This window comes from Acidovorax sp. ST3 (genome assembly GCF_003231145.1).
GTDB lineage: Bacteria > Pseudomonadota > Gammaproteobacteria > Burkholderiales > Burkholderiaceae_C > Acidovorax.
In genome coordinates this window covers 62,408-81,875 of the sequence record NZ_QKVP01000002.1, presented here as the reverse complement: position 1 = coordinate 81,875, position 19,468 = coordinate 62,408, and the positions used below count along the sequence as shown (strand labels likewise).

14 protein-coding genes are annotated in these 19,468 nt (G+C 66.3%); 10 read left to right on the top strand and 4 right to left on the bottom strand.

The features are described from left to right. Window position 1: 1 nt before the first annotated feature. From DNK89_RS05320 to bfr, 3 genes are all read right to left on the bottom strand, one after another. Complete coding sequence (locus tag DNK89_RS05320) at window positions 2–1,834, bottom strand: PepSY-associated TM helix domain-containing protein (RefSeq protein ID WP_110959254.1); 1,833 nt, start codon at window positions 1,832–1,834, stop codon at window positions 2–4. Beyond that, window positions 1,831–2,139: a DUF3649 domain-containing protein gene (locus tag DNK89_RS05315; protein ID WP_110959253.1), complete on the bottom strand. Its 309-nt coding sequence runs from the start codon at window positions 2,137–2,139 to the stop codon at window positions 1,831–1,833. The genes DNK89_RS05320 and DNK89_RS05315 overlap by 4 nt, the downstream gene beginning before the upstream one ends. Window positions 2,140–2,582: 443 nt before the next feature. After that, complete coding sequence (gene bfr / locus DNK89_RS05310; RefSeq protein WP_015013372.1) at window positions 2,583–3,059, bottom strand: bacterioferritin; 477 nt, start codon at window positions 3,057–3,059, stop codon at window positions 2,583–2,585. Between the two features lie 284 nt (window positions 3,060–3,343). Between bfr and ahpC the strand changes: the two genes are divergently transcribed. The 7 genes from ahpC (at window position 3,344) to DNK89_RS05270 (ending at window position 13,230) form a co-directional block, all read left to right on the top strand. Then, the gene (ahpC, locus tag DNK89_RS05305; protein WP_056061816.1) at window positions 3,344–3,919 is read left to right on the top strand and encodes an alkyl hydroperoxide reductase subunit C; all 576 of its coding nucleotides are present in this window, start codon (window positions 3,344–3,346) and stop codon (window positions 3,917–3,919) included. A 421-nt stretch (window positions 3,920–4,340) separates the two neighbouring features. Then, window positions 4,341–5,954: an alkyl hydroperoxide reductase subunit F gene (gene ahpF, locus DNK89_RS05300; protein ID WP_110959252.1), complete on the top strand. Its 1,614-nt coding sequence runs from the start codon at window positions 4,341–4,343 to the stop codon at window positions 5,952–5,954. 681 nt (window positions 5,955–6,635) lie between these two features. Beyond that, a complete protein-coding gene (locus DNK89_RS05290; RefSeq protein ID WP_110959250.1) occupies window positions 6,636–7,913 on the top strand; it encodes a TolC family protein in 1,278 nt (425 codons plus the stop codon). Between the two features lie 35 nt (window positions 7,914–7,948). Further along, window positions 7,949–8,521, top strand: coding sequence for a hypothetical protein (locus tag DNK89_RS05285; RefSeq protein WP_110959249.1), 573 nt, complete (start codon window positions 7,949–7,951; stop codon window positions 8,519–8,521). Continuing rightward, window positions 8,518–9,639, top strand: a complete 1,122-nt coding sequence (locus DNK89_RS05280; protein WP_110959248.1) for an efflux RND transporter periplasmic adaptor subunit — start codon at window positions 8,518–8,520, stop codon at window positions 9,637–9,639. The genes DNK89_RS05285 and DNK89_RS05280 overlap by 4 nt, the downstream gene beginning before the upstream one ends. Before the next feature lie 12 nt (window positions 9,640–9,651). Further along, on the top strand, window positions 9,652–12,771 hold the full coding sequence (locus tag DNK89_RS05275) for an efflux RND transporter permease subunit (RefSeq protein ID WP_110959247.1): 3,120 nt from the start codon (window positions 9,652–9,654) through the stop codon (window positions 12,769–12,771). A gap of 60 nt (window positions 12,772–12,831) precedes the next feature. Then, window positions 12,832–13,230, top strand: coding sequence for a hypothetical protein (locus DNK89_RS05270; RefSeq protein ID WP_110959246.1), 399 nt, complete (start codon window positions 12,832–12,834; stop codon window positions 13,228–13,230). 234 nt (window positions 13,231–13,464) lie between these two features. Here the strand turns inward: DNK89_RS05270 and DNK89_RS05265 are convergent, their stop codons facing one another. Then, window positions 13,465–14,286, bottom strand: coding sequence for a pyruvate, water dikinase regulatory protein (locus DNK89_RS05265; protein WP_110959245.1), 822 nt, complete (start codon window positions 14,284–14,286; stop codon window positions 13,465–13,467). A gap of 264 nt (window positions 14,287–14,550) precedes the next feature. Between DNK89_RS05265 and ppsA the strand changes: the two genes are divergently transcribed. The 3 genes from ppsA to DNK89_RS05250 all read left to right on the top strand — a co-directional run bounded on the left by ppsA (window position 14,551) and on the right by DNK89_RS05250 (window position 19,451). After that, window positions 14,551–16,941, top strand: coding sequence for a phosphoenolpyruvate synthase (gene ppsA / locus DNK89_RS05260; RefSeq protein WP_110959244.1), 2,391 nt, complete (start codon window positions 14,551–14,553; stop codon window positions 16,939–16,941). Between the two features lie 76 nt (window positions 16,942–17,017). Next, window positions 17,018–17,362, top strand: a complete 345-nt coding sequence (locus DNK89_RS05255) for a DUF4212 domain-containing protein (protein WP_060986362.1) — start codon at window positions 17,018–17,020, stop codon at window positions 17,360–17,362. Further along, window positions 17,355–19,451: a VC_2705 family sodium/solute symporter gene (locus tag DNK89_RS05250; RefSeq protein WP_110959243.1), complete on the top strand. Its 2,097-nt coding sequence runs from the start codon at window positions 17,355–17,357 to the stop codon at window positions 19,449–19,451. The genes DNK89_RS05255 and DNK89_RS05250 overlap by 8 nt, the downstream gene beginning before the upstream one ends. Window positions 19,452–19,468: the final 17 nt, after the last annotated feature.

Sequence of the window (19,468 nt, the reverse complement as noted above, 5' to 3'; positions counted from 1 at the left end):
CTCAGGCCCCCGACGTTGAAACAGACACATCGGGCGCAGCGGGCAAGGCTGCCGCTGGGGCCGCGCGGGGCGCCTTGGCCGCTGTGGTGGTGCCCCGGAGCAAACGGCCCGGGCGCAGGCGCCACGACAGCCAGCCCAGCAGCAGCCCGGTGGCCACGAAGGCCAGGTCCATGCTGGCCCACACCCACTCGCCTGCAGGCAGCGTGATGCCGAGGTGGGTGCGGGTGGTCAGGGCATTGATGACCGGCAGCAGCGCCCACACCAGCCCCGCAGCGCCCAGCGGCACCGACCAGCCCACGCGGCTGGGCCGCACCACGGCGCAGGCCAGCGCCCACAGCAAGGTCAGGCCCCAGGCGCTGAAGAACCAGGCCAGCTCCACATCGGCCCGGCCCTCCAAGTTCAGCGGGACCAGGCGGTTGGAGGCGATGTACACGCCACAGGCCAGCGGTAGGCCCGCCAGCGTGGCGATGTTGATGGCCGCCACCAGGCGCTCGCCAAATGGCGCCTTGGGTATTGCGGTATCGGCTGCGTTGGCAGCCCCTTTGCGGCTGGCCTGCATCTGCGACTTGGCGCTGCGCTTGACCGACCACAGCACCATGCCGGTCGCAATCATCAGGCTGCCCAGCAGCCCAAATCCAAACAGCGCCCAGCGCATGCCCACATCGGCAAACCGCGCCATGTGCAGGCCATACAGCACGCCGTAGGTCTTGACGGCGGGGCCGGCGGCGTCGGCCTGGTCCAGCCACTGGCCGGTGGTGGCGTCAAACAGCAGGCGCGGCGGGCGGTACTGCAGGCGGTCGCCCTCGTGGCGGGTGACTTCGACCACCGCGCGGCCCTTGGCGTCGCGGCGTGCCTGCACGCTGCCAATGCGCCCGCCGTCCCAGCGGGTGCGGGCCTCGGCCAGGATGGGCGGCAGGGCGATGGCGGGCAGGGGCTCCACCTTGTCGCCGGGGCCGCGCCGGGGGCGGCTTTCGGCCTTCTCGCCCTGCAGGTCGGCAAAGTACGCGTTGGAGTCCACGCCTTTCTCACCCTGGTAGGCCGTGGCAATGCCCGCAGGCATGTACAGCGTGTGGAAGATCATCAGCCCGCTGAAGGTGATCATCAGATAGAAAGGCAGCACCAGCACGCCGGTGACGTTGTGCGCGTCCAGCCAGGCGCGCTGCCCGCCCTTGGTGGGGCGGAAGGTGAAGAAGTCCTTGAAGATGCGGCGGTGCGTGATCACGCCCGAGATCAGCGCCACAAACATCATCATGGTGGCCACGCCCACCACCCAGCGGCCTTCACGCGTCCAGCGGCCCTTTTGCGCGGTGCGCAACTCGAAGTGAAAGCGGTAGAAGAAGTCGCCGCCCATGGTCTGGCGGGTGTCGATGGCCTCGCCGGTCTGCGGGTGCATGCGCAACGTTTCGAAGCGGCCGTTGCCCGTGTCGCGCCACAGGACGTTGACGGCAGGGTCGCGGTCGTCGGGCAGGTGCATGATCCACTGCGTGACTTTGGGCACCTTGCGCACCAGCGCGTCCAGGGCCCTCTGCGCCGTTTGCGCCACCTGGGGGGGGGCGGCCTCCACCGGCTGCAGGCCATGCATCTCGGGCCGCATCCATAGGTTGAACTCGTTCTTGAAGAACGACAGCGTGCCGGTGAGGAAGATCGCAAACAGCAGCCAGCCCAGGATCAGCCCCGCCCAGGTGTGCAGCCACGACATGGCCTGGCGAACGCCCTCGCGGTCGTTGGGCGCCTTGGGCGCCTTGGGTGGTTTGGCTTTGCGGGCTTGTTCAGAAGCGGTGCTTGCAGATGCCCGATCGACTGGCGGGCATGCAGGGGCCGTAATGCGGGTCATGCGGCGGCCCTCATCCATTGAGGTGCCGTGGCGCATGCGCCCAGCACCATTGCGGGCAGCAGCGTGCCGCCCCACGCACCCCAGGTAGTGCGCGCATAAAAAGCCCAGCCTGCGGCCATGGCGTACACCACCCACGACAACATGGTGGCCGTGAGCACGGCTTCCACCCGTGGCATGCACTGCGCTAGCAGCAGCGACAGCGCCGCGGTGAAACCTGCGGCCAGCGCATAGCCTCCCCCCACTGCGGCTACGGCACGCGAGGTGATGGCCAGCCGGTAGCGTCCATCGACGCGAGTGGTCTTCATGGCTGCCAGACCATCGGCGCAGCGACTGGGCGATCAGGGGGTGACAGCGCCTCCAAGGGGTGGAGGCGGGCAGGGCTGCGCAGCATGGGCAAGGGCTCCAGTCGTTGGATGGGTAAACAAACCAAACGCTGGCTGTTGCCGGTGATGCGGGTCACCGGCTGGCTGGCTTCCAGGTGAAGTCATCGCCCTGCGGGAGCAGGCGCTTGTCTGCTCATGCGCACTGCAACGCGAGTCAGTGCGCAGGATGCGGCAGGGGATGATCGGCCACTATTTTAATGTGGTTGAAAATCATTCGCATTAACTAATAAAAAATTGCGAGATTTGATGTGCAGTTGCAACAGAGTGTGCGCAGTTCGCGGCAGCGCAGGCGAAAAAAACGGGCCGAGGCCCGTTGGGAGGTCAGAGGGGGCCCATGTCGGGGTACCCCTTAGTCACTCATTGGCTCACTCGATCTCGCCCATCTGCGACTGCAGGTAATTTTGCAGGCCCACTTTGCCGATCAGGTCGATCTGGGTTTCGAGGAAGTCGATGTGCTCTTCAGTGTCGTCCAGGATCTTTTGCAAGAGGTCGCGCGATACATAGTCACGCACGCTTTCGCAGTGGGCAATGCCCTCCTTGATGGTGGCTTGGGCGCCCTGCTCGGCGCGCAGGTCGCAGGCCAGGATCTCCGGCACGTCTTCGCCCACTTGGATCTTGGCCAGGTCCTGCAGGTTGGGCAGGCCGTCCAGCGTGAAGATGCGGTCCATCAGCCAGTCGGCATGTTTCATCTCGCCGATGGATTCCGAATACTCCTTCTTGGCCAACTTATCGAAGCCCCAGTGCTTGAGCATGCGGTAGTGCAGAAAGTACTGGTTGATGGCCGTGAGTTCGTTCTTGAGCTGGGCCTGCAGATGGCCAATGACCTGTGCGTCACCTTTCATGGGGACTCCTTGTAATGTGTGAATTCGGCGCTGATTGTCGTGACCCGCATCAAGCAGCGCAAGGCAAGCCCCTGCTATGGCGTGCGGGCTGCGTGTGATGCTGAGAGGCGTTCGCGTTCACAGGCTGTGTTCCCCGTGGCCCATCAGGGTTGTCATGGGGAGGCCACAGTGGGCGTTGTATAGTAATTAGCAATTGATTCAATGCAATCAATTAATTGGATTGATGGCTTGGAATTGCCTAAACTTCAGTCCTGTTCAGTCAACCAACCACTAAGGAAACAGCAATGTCCCTGATCAATACGCAAGTTCAGCCCTTCAAGACCACCGCCTTCGTCAACCGTGGCGGTAAGGGTGAATTCATCGAAGTGACCGAGCAGTCCCTCAAGGGCAAGTGGTCCGTGCTGATCTTCATGCCCGCAGCGTTCACCTTCAACTGCCCCACCGAAATCGAAGACGCTGCCGACAACTACGCTGAGTTCCAGAAGGCCGGTGCCGAGGTCTACATCGTGACGACCGATACCCACTTCTCGCACAAGGTTTGGCACGAAACCTCCGACGCCGTCGGCAAGGCCAAGTTCCCCCTGGTCGGCGACCCAACGCACCAGCTGACCAACGCCTTCGGCGTGCACATCCCTGAAGAAGGCCTGGCTCTGCGCGGCACGTTCGTGATCAACCCCGATGGCGTGATCAAGACGATGGAAATCCACTCCAACGAAATCGCCCGCGACGTGTCGGAAACCCTGCGCAAGCTGAAGGCTGCCCAGTTCACCGCCGCCAACCCTGGCCAAGTCTGCCCCGCCAAGTGGAAGGAAGGCGCCAAGACCCTGACGCCTTCGCTGGACCTGGTCGGCAAGATCTAATCCACGGCTCCCCCAAAGCCGGACAGCGTCATGGCGCCATCGCGCCATGCCGTCCGGCTTTTTTACGCCCGGACGTTGACGAGCAGGCTTGAACTGCAGCCCTTTTGGCATCAACCTTAGAACCTGTTCAAGATCTTTTCGGGGATCGCATTGGAGTGCAATCGGGATGAGTGGATGCTTCGGATGCGCCGCATGGGCACGTGCCCATGCAAGCAGCCGGGGCGTCCAATCGCCCGATTTCACGCCAACCCTGCGGGCAAGGGCCTTGCCGGGCGGTCTGCGGCGTTGCAGCGCTTGTGGATAGCTAGGCTATCCACTGCGCACCGCGCCTTGCATCCCATCCCGACAAGGTACTTGTGCGACCCCGAAAAGATCTTGAACAGGTTCTTACACCACAACTCGAATTTCAAAGGACACCACCATGCTCGACGAACAACTCAAGACCCAACTCGCCGCCTACCTGGAGCGCGTGCAGCAGCCGTTTGAGCTGGTGGCTTCCCTGGACGACAGCGAGACTGCGCGCGACATGCGCGAGCTGCTGACGACTATCCAATCCCTGCGCAGCGACCAAATCACCCTGCGCACCGACGGCAACGATGCGCGCAAGCCATCTTTCAGCCTGCAGCGCGTGGGCGCCACCAACAGCCTGCGCTTTGCAGGCCTGCCCCTGGGCCATGAATTCACCTCCCTGGTGCTCGCCCTGCTGTGGACGGGCGGCCACCCGCCCAAGGTCGAGCAGGACGTGATCGATTCCATCAAGGCCCTGGACGGCGACTTCAACTTCGAGGTCTACATGAGCCTGACCTGCCACAACTGCCCGGACGTGGTGCAGGCACTGTCGCTCATGGCCGTCGTCAACCCGAAGATCAAGACCACCGTCATCGAAGGCGGCGCCTTCCAGCAGGAAGTGACCGAGCGCGAAATCATGGCCGTGCCCATGGTGTTCCTCAATGGCCAGGTGTTCGGCTCCGGCCGCATGACCATCGAAGAAATCGTTGCCAAGCTCGACACCGGCTCTGCCGCCCGCGAAGCCGCCAAGCTCAGCGCCAAGGACCCGTACGACGTGCTCATCGTCGGCGGTGGCCCCGCAGGTGCCGCAGCCGCCGTGTACGCCGCCCGCAAGGGCATCCGCACCGGCGTGGCTGCTGAGCGCTTTGGCGGCCAGGTGAATGACACGCTGGCCATTGAGAACTACATCTCGGTGCTGGAAACCGACGGCCCCAAGTTCGCCGCCGCGCTTGAAGCCCACACCCGTGCCTATGGCGTGGACATCATGAACCTGCAGCGCGCCGACAAGCTCATCCCCGCTGCGCAGCCCGGCGGCCTGATCGAAGTGCAGCTGGCCAACGGCGGCTCGCTCAAGGCCAAGACGGTGATCCTGTCCACCGGCGCCCGCTGGCGCAATGTGAACGTGCCCGGCGAGGCCGAGTACAAGAACAAGGGTGTGGCCTACTGCCCGCACTGCGACGGGCCGCTGTTCAAGGGCAAGCGCGTGTCGGTCATCGGCGGCGGCAACAGTGGTGTCGAAGCCGCGATTGACCTCGCTGGCGTCGTGGCCCACGTCACGCTCATCGAATTTGCCGACCAGCTCAAGGCCGACGCCGTGCTGGTGAACAAGCTCAAGAGCCTGCCCAACGTGACCATCCACACCAACGCGCAGACCACCGAAATCACCGGTGCTGACGGCAAGGTGAACGGCGTCAAGTACAAGGACCGTGCCACGAACGTGGAGCACACCGTGCAGCTCGAAGGCGTGTTCGTGCAGATCGGCCTGGTGCCCAACACCGAATGGCTCAAGGGTACGGTGGAGCTGTCGCGCTTCGGCGAAATCATTGTCGATGCCCACGGCCGCACCAACATCCCCGGCGTGTTTGCGGCGGGCGACTGCACCACGGTGCCGTTCAAGCAGATCGTGATTGCAGCGGGCGAGGGCTCCAAGGCAGCGCTGAGCGCGTTCGATCACCTGATCCGCATGCCCGTGGTGGCTGAAGGCGCCAAGGCGCAGGCTGCGCAGCCCGAGGCAGTTGCTACTTGATGCCGCAGGGGGCAAGGGAGCGGATGTTGCCCTCGTCCCCGCAGGTGGTGCGGCCTGTAGGCCTTCCATCCTCCAAAGTCCTTTGAATCGGTCCGGGCGATTCGCTGTGTTTGTAGGGGTTCTACAAACGTCCCTAGAATCCGGCCGTCCATGTGCCGCTTGCTGTTGATCTTCCTGTTGGTGTTCATGCCGCTCCAGTCCATCTGGGCGGCTGCTTCGCCTTATTGCGGGCACGAAGCCGCACCGCAAGCCTCGCACTTTGGCCACCACGTACACGATCACGTGGCCGACGAATCCCCTGTCCATCCCGCCAAGACGTCCACTGCCACCCCGGCGGACATGGACTGTCACGCCTGCCATGGCGCGGGTAGCGGTCTCGCGCACAGTCTGGGTGACCATGCCATCGTGGTGACTGCCGCCCGCCCGCCGGCCCAAGCGGCACCAGCCTGGCCTCCAGCTCCCCTTTCGCGCCCTGAACGCCCCAACTGGCCTGTCCTCGCCTGAGCGGCGAGGCGGGGGCTCTGGGCTGTCCCGTTTTCATTTGGATGTGGATCGAGACCTGCCTTGCGGGGCGGTCGCGACGCGCGCGCTGACGCCTGCGTGCGCACTTGATCGTTTCTGACCACCATCGCGCCTCGCCGATTTCAACCTGTGGCCCTCCGGCCATTGCAGAGGAATCGGATGCAATCAACAAAACAACGACAACACAAGCCCATCGCCGCGCTGGTGGTGATGGGGCTGGGCTGGGCACTGCTGGGCAGTGCTGCACAGGCCCAGACTTCTAACCCCCGCACAGGGCCCCTCACGCTCCAGGCCCTGTTTGACCAGGCCTGGCAACGCCAGCCTGAGGCGCAGTCTGTCGCCTTGCGGCGCGAGGCCGCGCGGGCAACACGCAGCGCGGCAGCGGCCTGGACGGCCGAGCCGGTTGCGCTGGAGCTGTCCACCAAAACCGACCGCCCCGGCAGCAACCAGGGCAGCCGCGAAGCCGAAGTGGGCCTGGCCCTGCCACTGTGGCTACCCGGCGAGCGCGCCCGCAAGGCAGCCTTGGCCGACGCTGAACTGCAGGCGCTGAACAGCCGCCAGCGTGCCGCGCAGCTGCAACTGGCCGCCACCGTGCGCGAAGCCTGGTGGGCCGCGCAGCGCGCGCAGACCGACTGGGCGTTGGCGCAAGACCGGCTGAACAACGCCCAGCGCTTGGCCGCCGATGTGGCGCGCCGCGTGCGTGCGGGAGATTTGTCGCGTGCCGATCAGGCCCAAGCAGACGGCGTCGTGGCCCAGGCCGAAGCCGCCCTGGCCGAGGCCCAGGGCGCACGCGACGCCGCCCAGGCCGCATTGGCCGCCTGGGGCGTGCAGGCCGAGCCCGGCTTGGCGCTGGCCGACGCCGCAGAGCCCGAGCCCCCCGTGCCCGACGCCACCACGGCCGCTGCCCAGCACCCCGCCGCAGCCGACTGGCAGGATCAGGCCGAGGTGGCCCGCCGCGCCGCCGACCTGGCCGCCGTGCAGACCCGCGCCAACCCTGAGCTGACGGTGGCTGCCACCCGGGCGCGCGAGCAGGCGGGGGACCGCTACCAGCAGACCTTCACCGTGGGCCTGCGCGTGCCCCTGGGCGGGGGCGACCGGGCGCAGGCCAAGCAGGCCGCCGCCCGTGCCGAAGCCTTGGCCGCAGAAGTACGCGCTGCTGCCGAGCGCGACCGGCTGGCCGCCGACATCGCTGCCGCTGTGGCCCGCGTGAAGGCCACGCAGGCCCAGCGCGATGCGCTGGCACGCAACGCAGCGCTGGCGCAGGGCACACGCGGCTTTATCGACAAGGCCTTCCGCCTGGGCGAAGCCGATGGCCCCACGCGCCTGCGTGTGGAGCTGGAAGCCGCCCAGGCCGAACGCCAACTCGCCCGCGCCCGCATCGACGCCGCCTCTGCCATCTCCACCCTGCGCCAAGCCCTGGGCCTGCTGCCGCAATGACGCCCTTGGGGCTCTCACCACTTTTGAAGATCACTATGAAACTCTCTTCCACTTTCTCTACCCTGGGATTGGCCCTGTTGCTGGGCCTGTTACCGGCCACCGCATTGGCGGGCCCAGGCCACGACCATGGCGAAGCCCCCGCTGCCGCAGCGGGCACGGCCCTGCCGCGCTTTGCCGCCACCTCCGACCTGTTTGAGCTGGTGGGCGTGCTTGACGGACAAAAAATCGCGCTCTACCTAGACCACGCGGGCGACAACAGCCCCGTGAAAGACGCCCGGCTGGAGTTGGACATTGCTGGCACCAACGTGCCCGTCACCCGCGTGGCTGAGGGCGAGTTCCAGGCCACCCTGGCCGCCCCGCTGGCCGAGGGCGTGAGCCCCGTCACCGCCACCGTGGCCGCAGGCACTGACTCTGATCTGCTCGCAGGCGAGATCGACCTGCACCCCGCCGCCCACACCGATGCCGCCCCCTCGGGGCTGGCGCGCCGCACTACGCTGATGGCAGGCGCCGCAGCCGCTGTGCTGCTGGCGCTGGCTGCCGCATGGCGCCTGCGCCGGGGCCGCGTTGCCCGCATGGGCAACACCCAGCGCGTGGGAGGTGCCGCATGAAGCGCTTCCACCCCATGCCCTCTTTGCTGGCCCTGCTCATGGCTGCCGCGCTCAGCGCCCCTGTGCCTGCTTCGGCAGGCCCAGGCCACGACCATGGTGACGCACCGCCCGCACCCACCGGCAACGGCCCCAGCCGCCAGCCCGATGGCAGCGTGTTTCTGCCCAAACCCGCGCAGCGCCAACTGGGCGTGCGCACTCTGGTGGCAGCCACGGGGCAACACGCCAAGGCTTTTGAACTGGCAGGCACCGTGGTGATGGACCCCAACGCGGGTGGCAAAGTGCAGGCCGTGTTGGCCGGGCGGCTGGAGGCCGGGCCCAAGGGCCTGCCCGGCGTGGGCCAGGCCGTGCGCAAGGGCGAGGTGCTGGCCTATGTGGTGCCCTCGGCGGGCGCTATTGAGCGGTCCAACCAACTGGCCCAGCAGGCCGAGCTGCGTGCCGCCCGCGACCTGGCCGCACGGCGCGTAGCGCGCCTGACCGAGCTGGCCGACACCGTGCCGCGCAAGGACATCGAGGCCGCCGAGAGCGAGCTGCACAGCCTCACCCAGCGCCTGGGCGCCGTGGGCGCGGGCCTGGCCACGCGCGATGCGCTGGTGGCCCCGGTGTCGGGCGTCATCGCTTCGGCCAACGCCGTGGCGGGCCAGGTGGTGGATGCGCGTGAGCTGGTGTTTGAGGTGGTAGACCCAGCGCGCCTGCGCATCGAGGCGCTGGCCTACGACCCGGTCCAGGCCCAGGGCGTGGCCGGTGCCACGCTGGCCGTGGGCGGGCAGCGCGTGCCGCTGCGCTTTGTGGGTGCGGCGCGTAGCCTGCGCGACCAGGCGCAGCCGCTGCAGTTTGCGGGCGACTCCGCCGCGCTGGGCACCTTGGCCTTGGGCCAGCCGGTGCGCGTGTTCGTGCAGTCCACCGACAAGGTCGATGGCGTGCAGGTGCCCGCCGCTGCGTTGCTGCGCAACCCCGCCAACCAGACCATCGTGTGGGTCAAGGAGTCGCCTGAGCGCTTTGCGCCACGGGTCGTCACGGCGGTGCCGCTGGATGGCACCTCGGTGGCCGTGACCTCGGGCCTGCAGCCCGGCGACCGCGTGGCTACGCAGGGCGCCACGCTCATCAACCAGGTCCGCTAAGGAGCCACCGCAATGTTCAAGTGGCTTCTAGAAAACAGCCTGGCCCACCGGCTGCTGGTGCTCATCGCCGCCGCCGTGCTCATGGTCTACGGCGCCTTCACGCTCTCGCGCACGCCGGTGGACGTGTTTCCCGACCTCAACAAACCCACCGTCACCCTCATGACCGAGGCGGGCGGCATGGCCGCCGAAGAGGTGGAGCAGCTCATCACCTTCCCGCTGGAGACCACGATGAACGGCTTGCCCGGCGTGGAGAGCGTGCGCTCCACCTCCAGCGCGGGCCTGTCGTTCATCTACGTCACCTTTGACTGGAGCACCGACATCTACCGCGCGCGCCAGATGGTGTCGGAACGCCTGTCGTCCATGGAAGAGGGCCTGCCCAGCGGCATCACGCCGCGCATGGGGCCCATCAGCTCCATCATGGGCGAGATCATGCAGGTGGCCATCCCCATCGACGCGGGCAAGACCACGCCCATGGCCGTGCGCGAATATGCCGACTGGGTGCTGCGCCCGCGCCTCATGGCCATCCCTGGCGTGGCGCAGGTCATCCCCATCGGTGGCGAAGTGCGCCAGTTCCAGGTGCTGCCGGACACGGCACGCATGGCAGCGCTGGGCATCACGCACGACCAGCTCACCGGCGCGCTCAAGGGATTTGCGGCCAATACCTCGGGCGGGTTTTTGGAGCTGGGCGGGCGCGAATACCTCATCCGCCACCTGGGCCGCACCTCGCGGCTCGAAGACCTGCAGAACCTGGCCCTCACCGCCAAAAACGGCCAGAGTGTGCTGCTGCGACAGGTGGCCGATGCCACCTTTGCCGCCGCCACCAAGCGCGGCGACGCAGGCTTTGAAGGGCAGGGCGCCGTCATCCTGGGCATCCAGAAGCAACCCACGGCCGACACCATCGGCCTCACGCGCAGCATCGAGGCCGCGCTGGTGGATCTGAAGAACTCGCTGCCCGCAGGCATGGAGGCGCCACGCGTCACCTTCCGCCAGGCAAGCTTCATCGAGGCGTCGGTCACCACGCTGCAGGGCAAGCTCATGGGCGCCTCGGTGTTTGTGGCGGTAATCCTGTTCGTGTTCCTCGGCACGCTCAGGCCCACGGTGATTGCGCTCACGGCCATCCCGGTGTCCATCTTCATCACCGCGCTGGTGTTCAAGTACTTCGGCCTGTCGATCAACACCATGACGCTGGGCGGCCTGGCCATTGCCATCGGCGGCCTGGTGGACGACGCCGTGGTCGATGTAGAAAACGTGCTGCGCCGCCTGAAGGTGGACCGCGCCAAGCACCCGAACCACCGCCTGCACCCCATCGAGGTGGTCAAGCTCGCGTCGATGGAAGTGCGCTCGGGCATCCTGTATGCCACGGCCATCATCGTGCTGGTGTTCTTGCCGCTGTTTGCGCTGCCGGGCATCGAGGGGCGGCTGTTTGTGCCGCTGGGCATTGCGTTCATCGTGTCCACGCTGGCATCGCTGCTGGTGTCGGTCACGGTCACGCCGGTGCTGGCCTTTTACCTGCTGCCGCGCATGAAGAACCTCGACCACGGCGACACCCGCGTGGTGGCCTGGCTCAAGGCGCGATACCGCAACGGGCTTGCGGCCGTGCTGGCGCGCCCACGCACCGCCCTGGCTGTGAGCGCGGCGGCGGTGGCGCTGTCGGCAGCGGCGGTGCCGTTTTTCCCCACCACCTTCTTGCCGCCGTTCAACGAAGGCACGCTGCTTATCGGCATGCGGCTCAACCCCGGCGTCACGCTGGCCGAATCGAGTGCGCTGGCCCGCCAGGCCGAGGTGCTGGTGCGCCAGGTGCCCGAGGTCACGCACGTGGGCCGACGCAGCGGCCGCGCCGAGCTGGACGAACATGCCGAAGGCGTGCACGTGAGTGAGCTGGACGTGGGCCTGCTGCCCGCAGCAGAACTCAAGCGCAGCATGGCCGAGGTGCAGGCCGACATCCGCAGCCGCCTCGCGCACCTGCCTGCCGCCATCGCCATCGGCCAGCCCATCTCGCACCGCATCGACCACATGCTGTCGGGCGTGCGCTCGCAGATCGCCATCAAGCTGTTTGGCGACGACCTGGACACCCTGCGCGGCCAGGCCGAAGCCCTGCGCGCACGGCTGGCGGGTATCCCCGGCCTGGCCGACCTGGAGGTAGAAAAGCAGGTGCTGGCCCCGCAGATCGCCGTGCGCGTTGACTACGCCGCTGCCGTCCAAATGGGCGTGCCCGCCCCCCAGGTGCTGGCCGCGCTGCAAACGCTGGTCGAAGGAGAAAAAGTCGCCCAGGTGGTGGAGGGCAGCCGCCGCTTTGCGCTGGTGGTGCGCCTGCCCGACAGCGCACGCTCCATCGACGGCCTGGCGCGCGTGCTGATCGACACGCCCCGTGGCCCCGTGCCCCTGTCGCGCCTGGCCACCATCGAAGAGGGCGACGGCCCCAACCAGATCAGCCGCGACGACGGCAAGCGCCGCATCGTGCTCTCGGCCAACGCGCAGGGCAGGGCGCTGTCCGACGTGGTGGCCGACATCCGCCAAGCCGTGGCTGAAACGCGCCTGCCCGAGGGCTACTTCATCACCCTGGGCGGCCAGTTCCAGGCGCAGGAAGAAGCCAGCCGCCTGGTGGGCCTGCTGGCCATCGTCTCGCTGGTGCTGATGTTTGTGGTGCTGTACACCCGCTACCGCTCGGCCACGCTGTCGGCGCTCATCATGGCCAACATCCCGCTGGCACTGGTGGGCGCGGTGCTGGGGCTCTGGGTGTCGGGCCAGCCGCTGTCGGTGGCGGCGCTGATCGGCTTCATCACGCTGGCGGGCATCTCGGTGCGCAACGGCATTTTGAAGGTGAGCCACTACCTCAACCTGATGCGCGTGGAAGGCGAACGCTTTGACACCGCCATGATCGTGCGCGGCTCGCTGGAGCGCCTGAGCCCCGTGCTGATGACCGCCCTGGTCACAGCGTTTGCCCTGGCCCCGCTGCTGCTGGAGGCCGAACGCCCCGGCACCGAAATCCTGCACCCGGTGGCCGTGGTCATCTTCAGCGGCCTCATCAGCTCCACGCTGCTCGACACCTTCCTCACCCCAGCAATGTTCTGGCTGTTTGGCCGCAAGGATGCCGAACGCCTGCTGGACGACAAGAACGCCGAGGCGTTCTGAGCTTTGCTTTTTTCTTCGTGTGTTCGTTTGATTTTTCATTCACCCTTTGAAAAGACTCTCATGAAAACCATCCGCCAACTTTTCGCCGCCCTGGCCCTCGCCGCTTTGACCACCACCGCCGCCCACGCTGCTGGCGACCACGGCGCAGGCCACGACCACAAGCCCCAACACGGCGGCATCGTGGCCGAGGCCAACGACATGGACTACGAACTTGTAGCCCAGCCCGATACCCTCACCCTGTACCTGCGCGACCACGGCAAACCCGCCAAGACCGAGGGCGTGAGCGCCAAGCTCACCCTGCTCAACGGCACCGAAAAATCCGAGGCCGTGCTGGCGCCTGCGGGAGAAGGCAAGCTCGAAACCAAAGGCGCCTTCAAGGTGGCGGCTGGCACCAAGGTGGTGGCGCTGGTCACGCTGCCGGGCAAGAAGGCGGCGAACGTGCGGTTTGCGGTGAAGTAGGGCGGCGTGTGAATGGGGCTGTGGCCCCTTGGATTGCCTGCCTCCGCTGCGACTTGTAGAGCCTGCTGTTCGGCGTTGCAGCGGAGTTTTACGCCAAACCGGGCGCAAGCGCTAGTGCATCATGCGCCTGTAGCTATAAATTTGATAGTTGTAGCAGCATCGATGGAAGCGTGAGCGCTGAGCCGAGGGGAATCACAGGCGCTGTGCTGAACCTGGCTGCAGTGCGCGCCAGGATCAATACACCAGCCGCTCCGGCCGCACTTCCTGCAGGATGGTGGTCGCAATCTCTTCGATGGACTTGGTAGTGGTGGACAGCCACCGGATGCCCGCGCGGCGCATCATGGCCTCGGCCTCGGCCACCTCGGCGCGGCAGTTTTCAATGCTTGCGTATTTGGAGTTGGGGCGGCGCTCGGAACGGATCTCGGCCAGGCGGTCGGGGCTGATGGTCAGGCCGAAGATCTTGCTGCGAAATGGCACCAGGGCAGGGGGCAGCTGGCGGCGCTCGAAGTCTTCGGGAATCAGTGGGTAGTTGGCCGCTTTCAGGCCGCATTGCATGGCCAGGTAGAGGCTGGTGGGGGTTTTGCCGCTGCGGCTCACGCCCACCAGGATCACGTCGGCACCGGCCAGGTCGCGGTTGCTCTGGCCGTCGTCGTGGGCCAGGCTGAAGTTGATGGCTTCGATGCGGTCGGTGTATTCCTTGCTGCGGCTCACGTCACTGAAGCGCCCCACGCGGTGGTGCGACTTGATGCCCAGCTCTTGCTCCAGCGGGTGCACAAAGGTGCCAAACATGTCCAGCAGCATGCCCTTGCAGCCGTCCTGGATCACTTTAAGCACCTCCATGTTGACCAGGGTGGTGAAGACGATGGGCTTTTTGCCCTCCACCTCGGCGGTGTGGTTGATTTGCCGCACCGCCTGGTGGGCCTTGTCCACGGTGTCGATGAAGGGCAGGCGCACATGGCGCGGCTTCATCTCGAACTGGGCCAGGATGGCGTTGCCGAAGGTTTCGGCGGTGATGCCGGTGCCGTCAGAGACAAAAAATACGGTGCGCGAGTGCATGGAGCCCCTTTTTTTGGATGCGGCTTACGCCAGCGGGGTGGACACCACAAAGAAGCGGCGATTCCCCGTTTTGCGTCAGTCGCGTGAAAGCGTCAGCCCGTTGCCAGAAGCTCGGGCCTACAATTGTCACAATTATCCAATTCTCACCATGCACCGCGTCGGCCCACAACCACAACGACAAAGCCTCAGGCCGTGCATGGCCGCCTGCCAGGAGCCATCCAGGGCCCGGCACGCAGACCCGGTTTCAACTTCTGGAGCTTTCCCATGTCTGCACTTTTCAGCCCGACCGCCCTGGTCGTACCGTTTGAAAACCTGAGAATGACCGATGTCGAGGCCGTTGGCGGTAAAAACGCCAGCCTCGGCGAGATGATCTCCCAGCTGCCGCAGGGCGTGCGCGTGCCCACCGGGTTCGCCACCACCGCCCACGCGTTCCGTGAATTCCTGGCCTACGACGGCCTGGCCGACCGAATCAGCGCCAAGCTCAAGAGCCTGGACACCGAAGACGTGCGCGCCCTCGCGCAGGTCGGCGCCGAAATCCGCGCCATGGTCGAGGCACAGCCCTTCCCGGCCGACCTGCAAAAGGCCATCGCGGACGAATTTGCCAAGCTGAGCGCTGGCAACCCCGCTGCCTCGTTTGCCGTGCGCTCGTCCGCCACGGCCGAGGATTTGCCCGACGCATCGTTTGCCGGCCAGCAGGAAACCTTCCTTAACGTGGTGGGCATCGACGAAGTCATGCACAAGATGAAGGAAGTGTTCGCGTCGCTGTACAACGACCGCGCCATCTCCTACCGCGTGCACAAGGGTTTCGAGCACGATGTGGTGGCCCTGTCCGCTGGCGTGCAGCGCATGGTGCGCTCCGACCTCGGCGCTGCGGGTGTGATGTTCACCATCGACACCGAATCCGGCTTTGAAGACGTGGTGTTCATCACCAGCAGCTACGGCCTGGGCGAGACGGTGGTGCAGGGCGCCGTGAACCCCGACGAGTTCTACGTGCACAAGCCCATGCTCCAAGCGGGCAAGAAGGCGCTGATCCGCCGCAACCTGGGCAGCAAGCTGATCCAGATGGTGTTCTCCACGCCCGAGGAAAAGGCCGCCAGCGGCAAGCTGGTCAAGACCATTGATGTGCCCACCGAACAGCGCAACCGCTACTCGCTGACCGACGCCGATGTGGAGCAACTGGCCCGCTACGCGCTGGTGATCGAGCAGCACTATGGCCGCCCCATGGACATCGAGTGGGGCAAGGACGGCACCGACGGCCAACTCTACATCCTGCAGGCCCGCCCCGAGACGGTGAAGAGCCAGGCCAAGGGCCAGGCCGAGCTGCGCTACAAGCTCAAGGGCCATGGCACCGTGCTGGCCGAGGGCCGCGCCATTGGCCAGAAGATCGGCACCGGCCCCGTTCGCTTGGTGCACAACATTTCCGAGATGGACAAGGTCCAGCCCGGCGACGTGTTGGTGACGGACATGACCGACCCCAACTGGGAGCCCGTGATGAAGCGCGCCAGCGCCATCGTCACCAACCGGGGCGGCCGCACCTGCCACGCCGCCATCATTGCGCGCGAGCTGGGCATCCCGGCCGTGGTGGGATGTGGCGACGCGACAGAGCGACTGAAAGACGGCACGCTGGTCACCGTGAGCTGCTCTGAGGGCGACACGGGCAAGATCTACGACGGCCTGCTCGAAACCGAAGTCACAGAAGTGCAGCGCGGCGAGATGCCCCCCATCAAGACCAAGATCATGATGAACGTGGGCAACCCCCAGCTGGCGTTTGACTTTGCCCAGTTGCCCAATGCGGGCGTGGGCCTGGCCCGCCTGGAGTTCATCATCAACAACAACATTGGTGTGCACCCCAAGGCGATCCTGGACTACCCCCAGATCGACGCCGACCTGAAGAAGGCCGTGGAATCCGTGGCCCGTGGCCATGCGTCGCCCCGTGCGTTCTATGTAGACAAGGTCGCTGAAGGCGTGGCCACCATCGCCGCCGCCTTCTGGCCCAAGCCCGTCATTGTGCGCCTGTCGGATTTCAAGTCCAACGAATACCGCAAGCTGATCGGCGGCAGCCGCTACGAGCCCGAGGAAGAAAACCCGATGCTGGGCTTCCGTGGCGCCGCCCGCTACATCAGCGAAGACTTCGGCGAAGCCTTTGCGATGGAATGCGAAGCGCTCAAGCGCGTGCGCAACGACATGGGCCTGACCAACGTGCAGGTGATGGTGCCGTTTGTGCGCACGCTGGGCCAGGCCGAGCGCGTGACCAAGCTGCTCGCATCGCATGGCCTGCAGCGTGGCAAGGACGACCTCAAGGTCATCATGATGTGCGAAGTGCCCAGCAACGCCATCCTGGCCGAGCGCTTCCTGGAGTTCTTCGACGGCTTCTCCATCGGCTCCAACGATCTGACCCAGCTGACCCTGGGCCTGGACCGCGACTCGGGCCTGGAGCTGCTGGCACAGGACTTTGACGAGCGCGACCCGGCTGTGGAGGCACTGATCCACCAGGCCATCAAGGCCTGCCTGGCCCAGGGCAAGTACATCGGCATCTGCGGCCAGGGCCCCAGCGACCACCCCGACTTTGCACAGTGGCTGGCCAAGGAAGGCATCTCGTCGATCTCGCTCAACCCCGACAGCGTGATTGCCACCTGGCAGCAACTGGCAGGCTGACGCACCGACCGGGCTGCCCTGTGCACCACGTGCCCACTGCACCACCCGCCATCGCGTCCGTGATGCCGCGCCCGTGATGCCGTTGCAGCAGCCCGCCAACCGCCCCGCCGACGCCGAGATGGCGGGGCCGTTTCCCCCCGATTTGCACGACGTGCGCCACCTGTGGCTCAAGGCAGGTTTGCTCCTGCTCTGGGCCCTGGTGTCGTTTGGTGCCACCTACTTCGCCCGCGACCTGCAGGTGCTGGTGGTGGGGGGCTGGCCCCTGGGCTACTGGATTGCGGCGCAGGGTGCGGTGCTGGTGTTCATCGCGATCGTGGTCGCCTACGGCTGGGCCATGAACCACTTTGAGCGGCAGGACCAGCAGCAGCGCGAGGCGCTGGAGCGTTCCGCCCCGGCCGCAGAAGACCGCGCCCATGGCTGAGCGCAAGCCGGGCAGTGCTGAGGCGGACCGCGCCTATCTGTGGCGGTTGCACCGCATCCTGGCGCTGTACGTGGCGGGCGTACTGGGTTTTCTGGCCCTGATGACCTGGGCCGAGCACCAGGGGCTGTCGCGCCACTGGATCGGCCCGATTTTTCTGTTCCTCACCGTGATGGTGTACGCCGGCATCGGCGTGTACGGCCGCACGACCGACCCCGAGGACTACTACGTGGCGGGGCGGCGCATTCCGCCCATGTACAACGGCATGGCCACGGCGGCCGACTGGATGAGTGCGGCGTCCTTCATCAGCCTGTCGGGCGCGCTGTACTTGCAGGGCTTTTCGGGCACGCCCGGGCAGGCCGGTGGTTTGGCCTATCTGCTGGGGTGGACAGGGGGCTTCTGCCTCGTCGCCATGCTGATTGCGCCGCACCTGCGGGCCATGGGGCTGTACACCATTCCCGATTTTTTCCATGTGCGTTTTGGCGGGCGCTGGCCGCGTGTGATTGCAGCGCTGGCGGCCGTGTTGTGCTCGTTCACTTACGTGGTGGCGCAGATCTATGGCGTGGGGCTGATTGCGTCGCGCCTCACCGGCGTGCAGTTCGAAATCGGCATCATGCTCGGCCTGGGCGGGGTGCTGCTGTGCTCGTTCCTGGGTGGCATGCGGGCCATCACCTGGACGCAGGTGGCGCAGTACGTGGTGCTGCTGCTGGCGTTCATGATTCCGGTGTCGTGGCTGGCGTACAAGCAATTGGGCAACCCGCTGGCGCCGCTGGTGTATGGCGCGCAGATCAGCAAGATTGCCGACCTGGAAGCGCAGTTGCTTGACTCCCCGGCCGAGCACCAGGTGGTGCAGGCCTACCTGCAGCGCGCCAAAGACTTCGAAGCGCGATTGCAGGATGTGGAGGCGGCCCTGGAGCGCGAGCGCGAAAAGGGTCGTGAGCGCATCCGGGCCCTGCGTGCGCAGAACGCGGATGTGGGCCTCATCGTCTCTGCCAGCCGCGAGTTGGCCGCGCTGCCGCGCGATGCGGCTTCGGCCCGCGAGCGCTGGACCCGCGAGATGCGCGAGAACTACGAGCGTGCACGCCCCCTCGGCGGGCTGCCGCCCCACAGCCAGGCCTATGCGGGTGACCCCCACGGCACCCCAGAGGAGCAACGCGACTATGAACTCACGCGCCGTAATTTTCTGGCGCTGATGTTCTGCCTGATGGTGGGCACCGCCGGGTTGCCCCACCTGCTAACCCGGTACTACACCTCGCCCACAGTGTCGGCGGCGCGCGCGTCGGTGGGCTGGTCGCTGTTTTTCATTGCACTGCTGTACCTCAGTGCTCCCGCACTGGCCGTGCTGGTGAAGTTCGAGGTGATGCAGAACCTGGTGGGCAGCAGCTTTGAGGCCCTGCCAAACTGGATGGCCCAGTGGGCGCGGGTGGACAGCTCGCTGCTGTCGGTGGAAGACGTGAACGGCGATGGCCTGATCCAGTTTGGCGAGATCCGCCTCGGGGCCGACCTCATCATGCTGGCCACGCCCGAGCTGGGTGGGCTGCCCTATGTGGTGTCGGGCCTGGTGGCGGCGGGGGGGTTGGCAGCGGCGTTGTCCACGGCCGACGGCTTGCTGCTCACCATCAGCAATGCGCTGGTGCGCGACCTGTATTTTCAGGACACGCGCCGCCAGGCGTCGCCCGAGCAGCGGGTGATCTTGACCAAGTTCACGCTGCTGGCCGTGGCCTTGTCGGCTGCGTTTGTGGCGGCGCTTAAGCCGTCCGAAATTTTGCCCATGGTGTCTGCCTCGTTCTCGCTGGCGGCATCGGCCTTTGTGCCGGTGATGGTGCTGGGCATCTTCTGGCGGGGCACCACGCGGCAAGGCGCGGTGGCCGGCATGCTGGGCGGACTGGCCATCACGGTGTACTACATGCTGTCGCATGTGCCAGCCATGCAGGTGCTGCCGCGCTGGCTACTGGCCGACGGGTTGTGGTTCGGCATCCAGCCCATCTCGGCGGGGGTGTTTGGTGTGCCGTGTGGCCTGCTTGTGACCCTGGTGGTCAGCTGGATCACCCGGCCTGCACCGCCGCTGCCCCGCATCCGCTCGGAGATGTGAGGGGTGGGCACGGCGCG

What these genes read in the sequence shown, in the direction of transcription:
- DNK89_RS05320 (WP_110959254.1), bottom strand. Translation starts at nt 1,834, where the DNA reads ATGACCCGCATTACGGCCCCTGCATGCCCGCCAGTCGATCGGGCATCT.
- DNK89_RS05315 (WP_110959253.1), bottom strand. Translation starts at nt 2,139, where the DNA reads ATGAAGACCACTCGCGTCGATGGACGCTACCGGCTGGCCATCACCTCG.
- bfr (WP_015013372.1), bottom strand. Translation starts at nt 3,059, where the DNA reads ATGAAAGGTGACGCACAGGTCATTGGCCATCTGCAGGCCCAGCTCAAG.
- ahpC (WP_056061816.1), top strand. Translation starts at nt 3,344, where the DNA reads ATGTCCCTGATCAATACGCAAGTTCAGCCCTTCAAGACCACCGCCTTC.
- ahpF (WP_110959252.1), top strand. Translation starts at nt 4,341, where the DNA reads ATGCTCGACGAACAACTCAAGACCCAACTCGCCGCCTACCTGGAGCGC.
- DNK89_RS05290 (WP_110959250.1), top strand. Translation starts at nt 6,636, where the DNA reads ATGCAATCAACAAAACAACGACAACACAAGCCCATCGCCGCGCTGGTG.
- DNK89_RS05285 (WP_110959249.1), top strand. Translation starts at nt 7,949, where the DNA reads ATGAAACTCTCTTCCACTTTCTCTACCCTGGGATTGGCCCTGTTGCTG.
- DNK89_RS05280 (WP_110959248.1), top strand. Translation starts at nt 8,518, where the DNA reads ATGAAGCGCTTCCACCCCATGCCCTCTTTGCTGGCCCTGCTCATGGCT.
- DNK89_RS05275 (WP_110959247.1), top strand. Translation starts at nt 9,652, where the DNA reads ATGTTCAAGTGGCTTCTAGAAAACAGCCTGGCCCACCGGCTGCTGGTG.
- DNK89_RS05270 (WP_110959246.1), top strand. Translation starts at nt 12,832, where the DNA reads ATGAAAACCATCCGCCAACTTTTCGCCGCCCTGGCCCTCGCCGCTTTG.
- DNK89_RS05265 (WP_110959245.1), bottom strand. Translation starts at nt 14,286, where the DNA reads ATGCACTCGCGCACCGTATTTTTTGTCTCTGACGGCACCGGCATCACC.
- ppsA (WP_110959244.1), top strand. Translation starts at nt 14,551, where the DNA reads ATGTCTGCACTTTTCAGCCCGACCGCCCTGGTCGTACCGTTTGAAAAC.
- DNK89_RS05255 (WP_060986362.1), top strand. Translation starts at nt 17,018, where the DNA reads ATGCCGTTGCAGCAGCCCGCCAACCGCCCCGCCGACGCCGAGATGGCG.
- DNK89_RS05250 (WP_110959243.1), top strand. Translation starts at nt 17,355, where the DNA reads ATGGCTGAGCGCAAGCCGGGCAGTGCTGAGGCGGACCGCGCCTATCTG.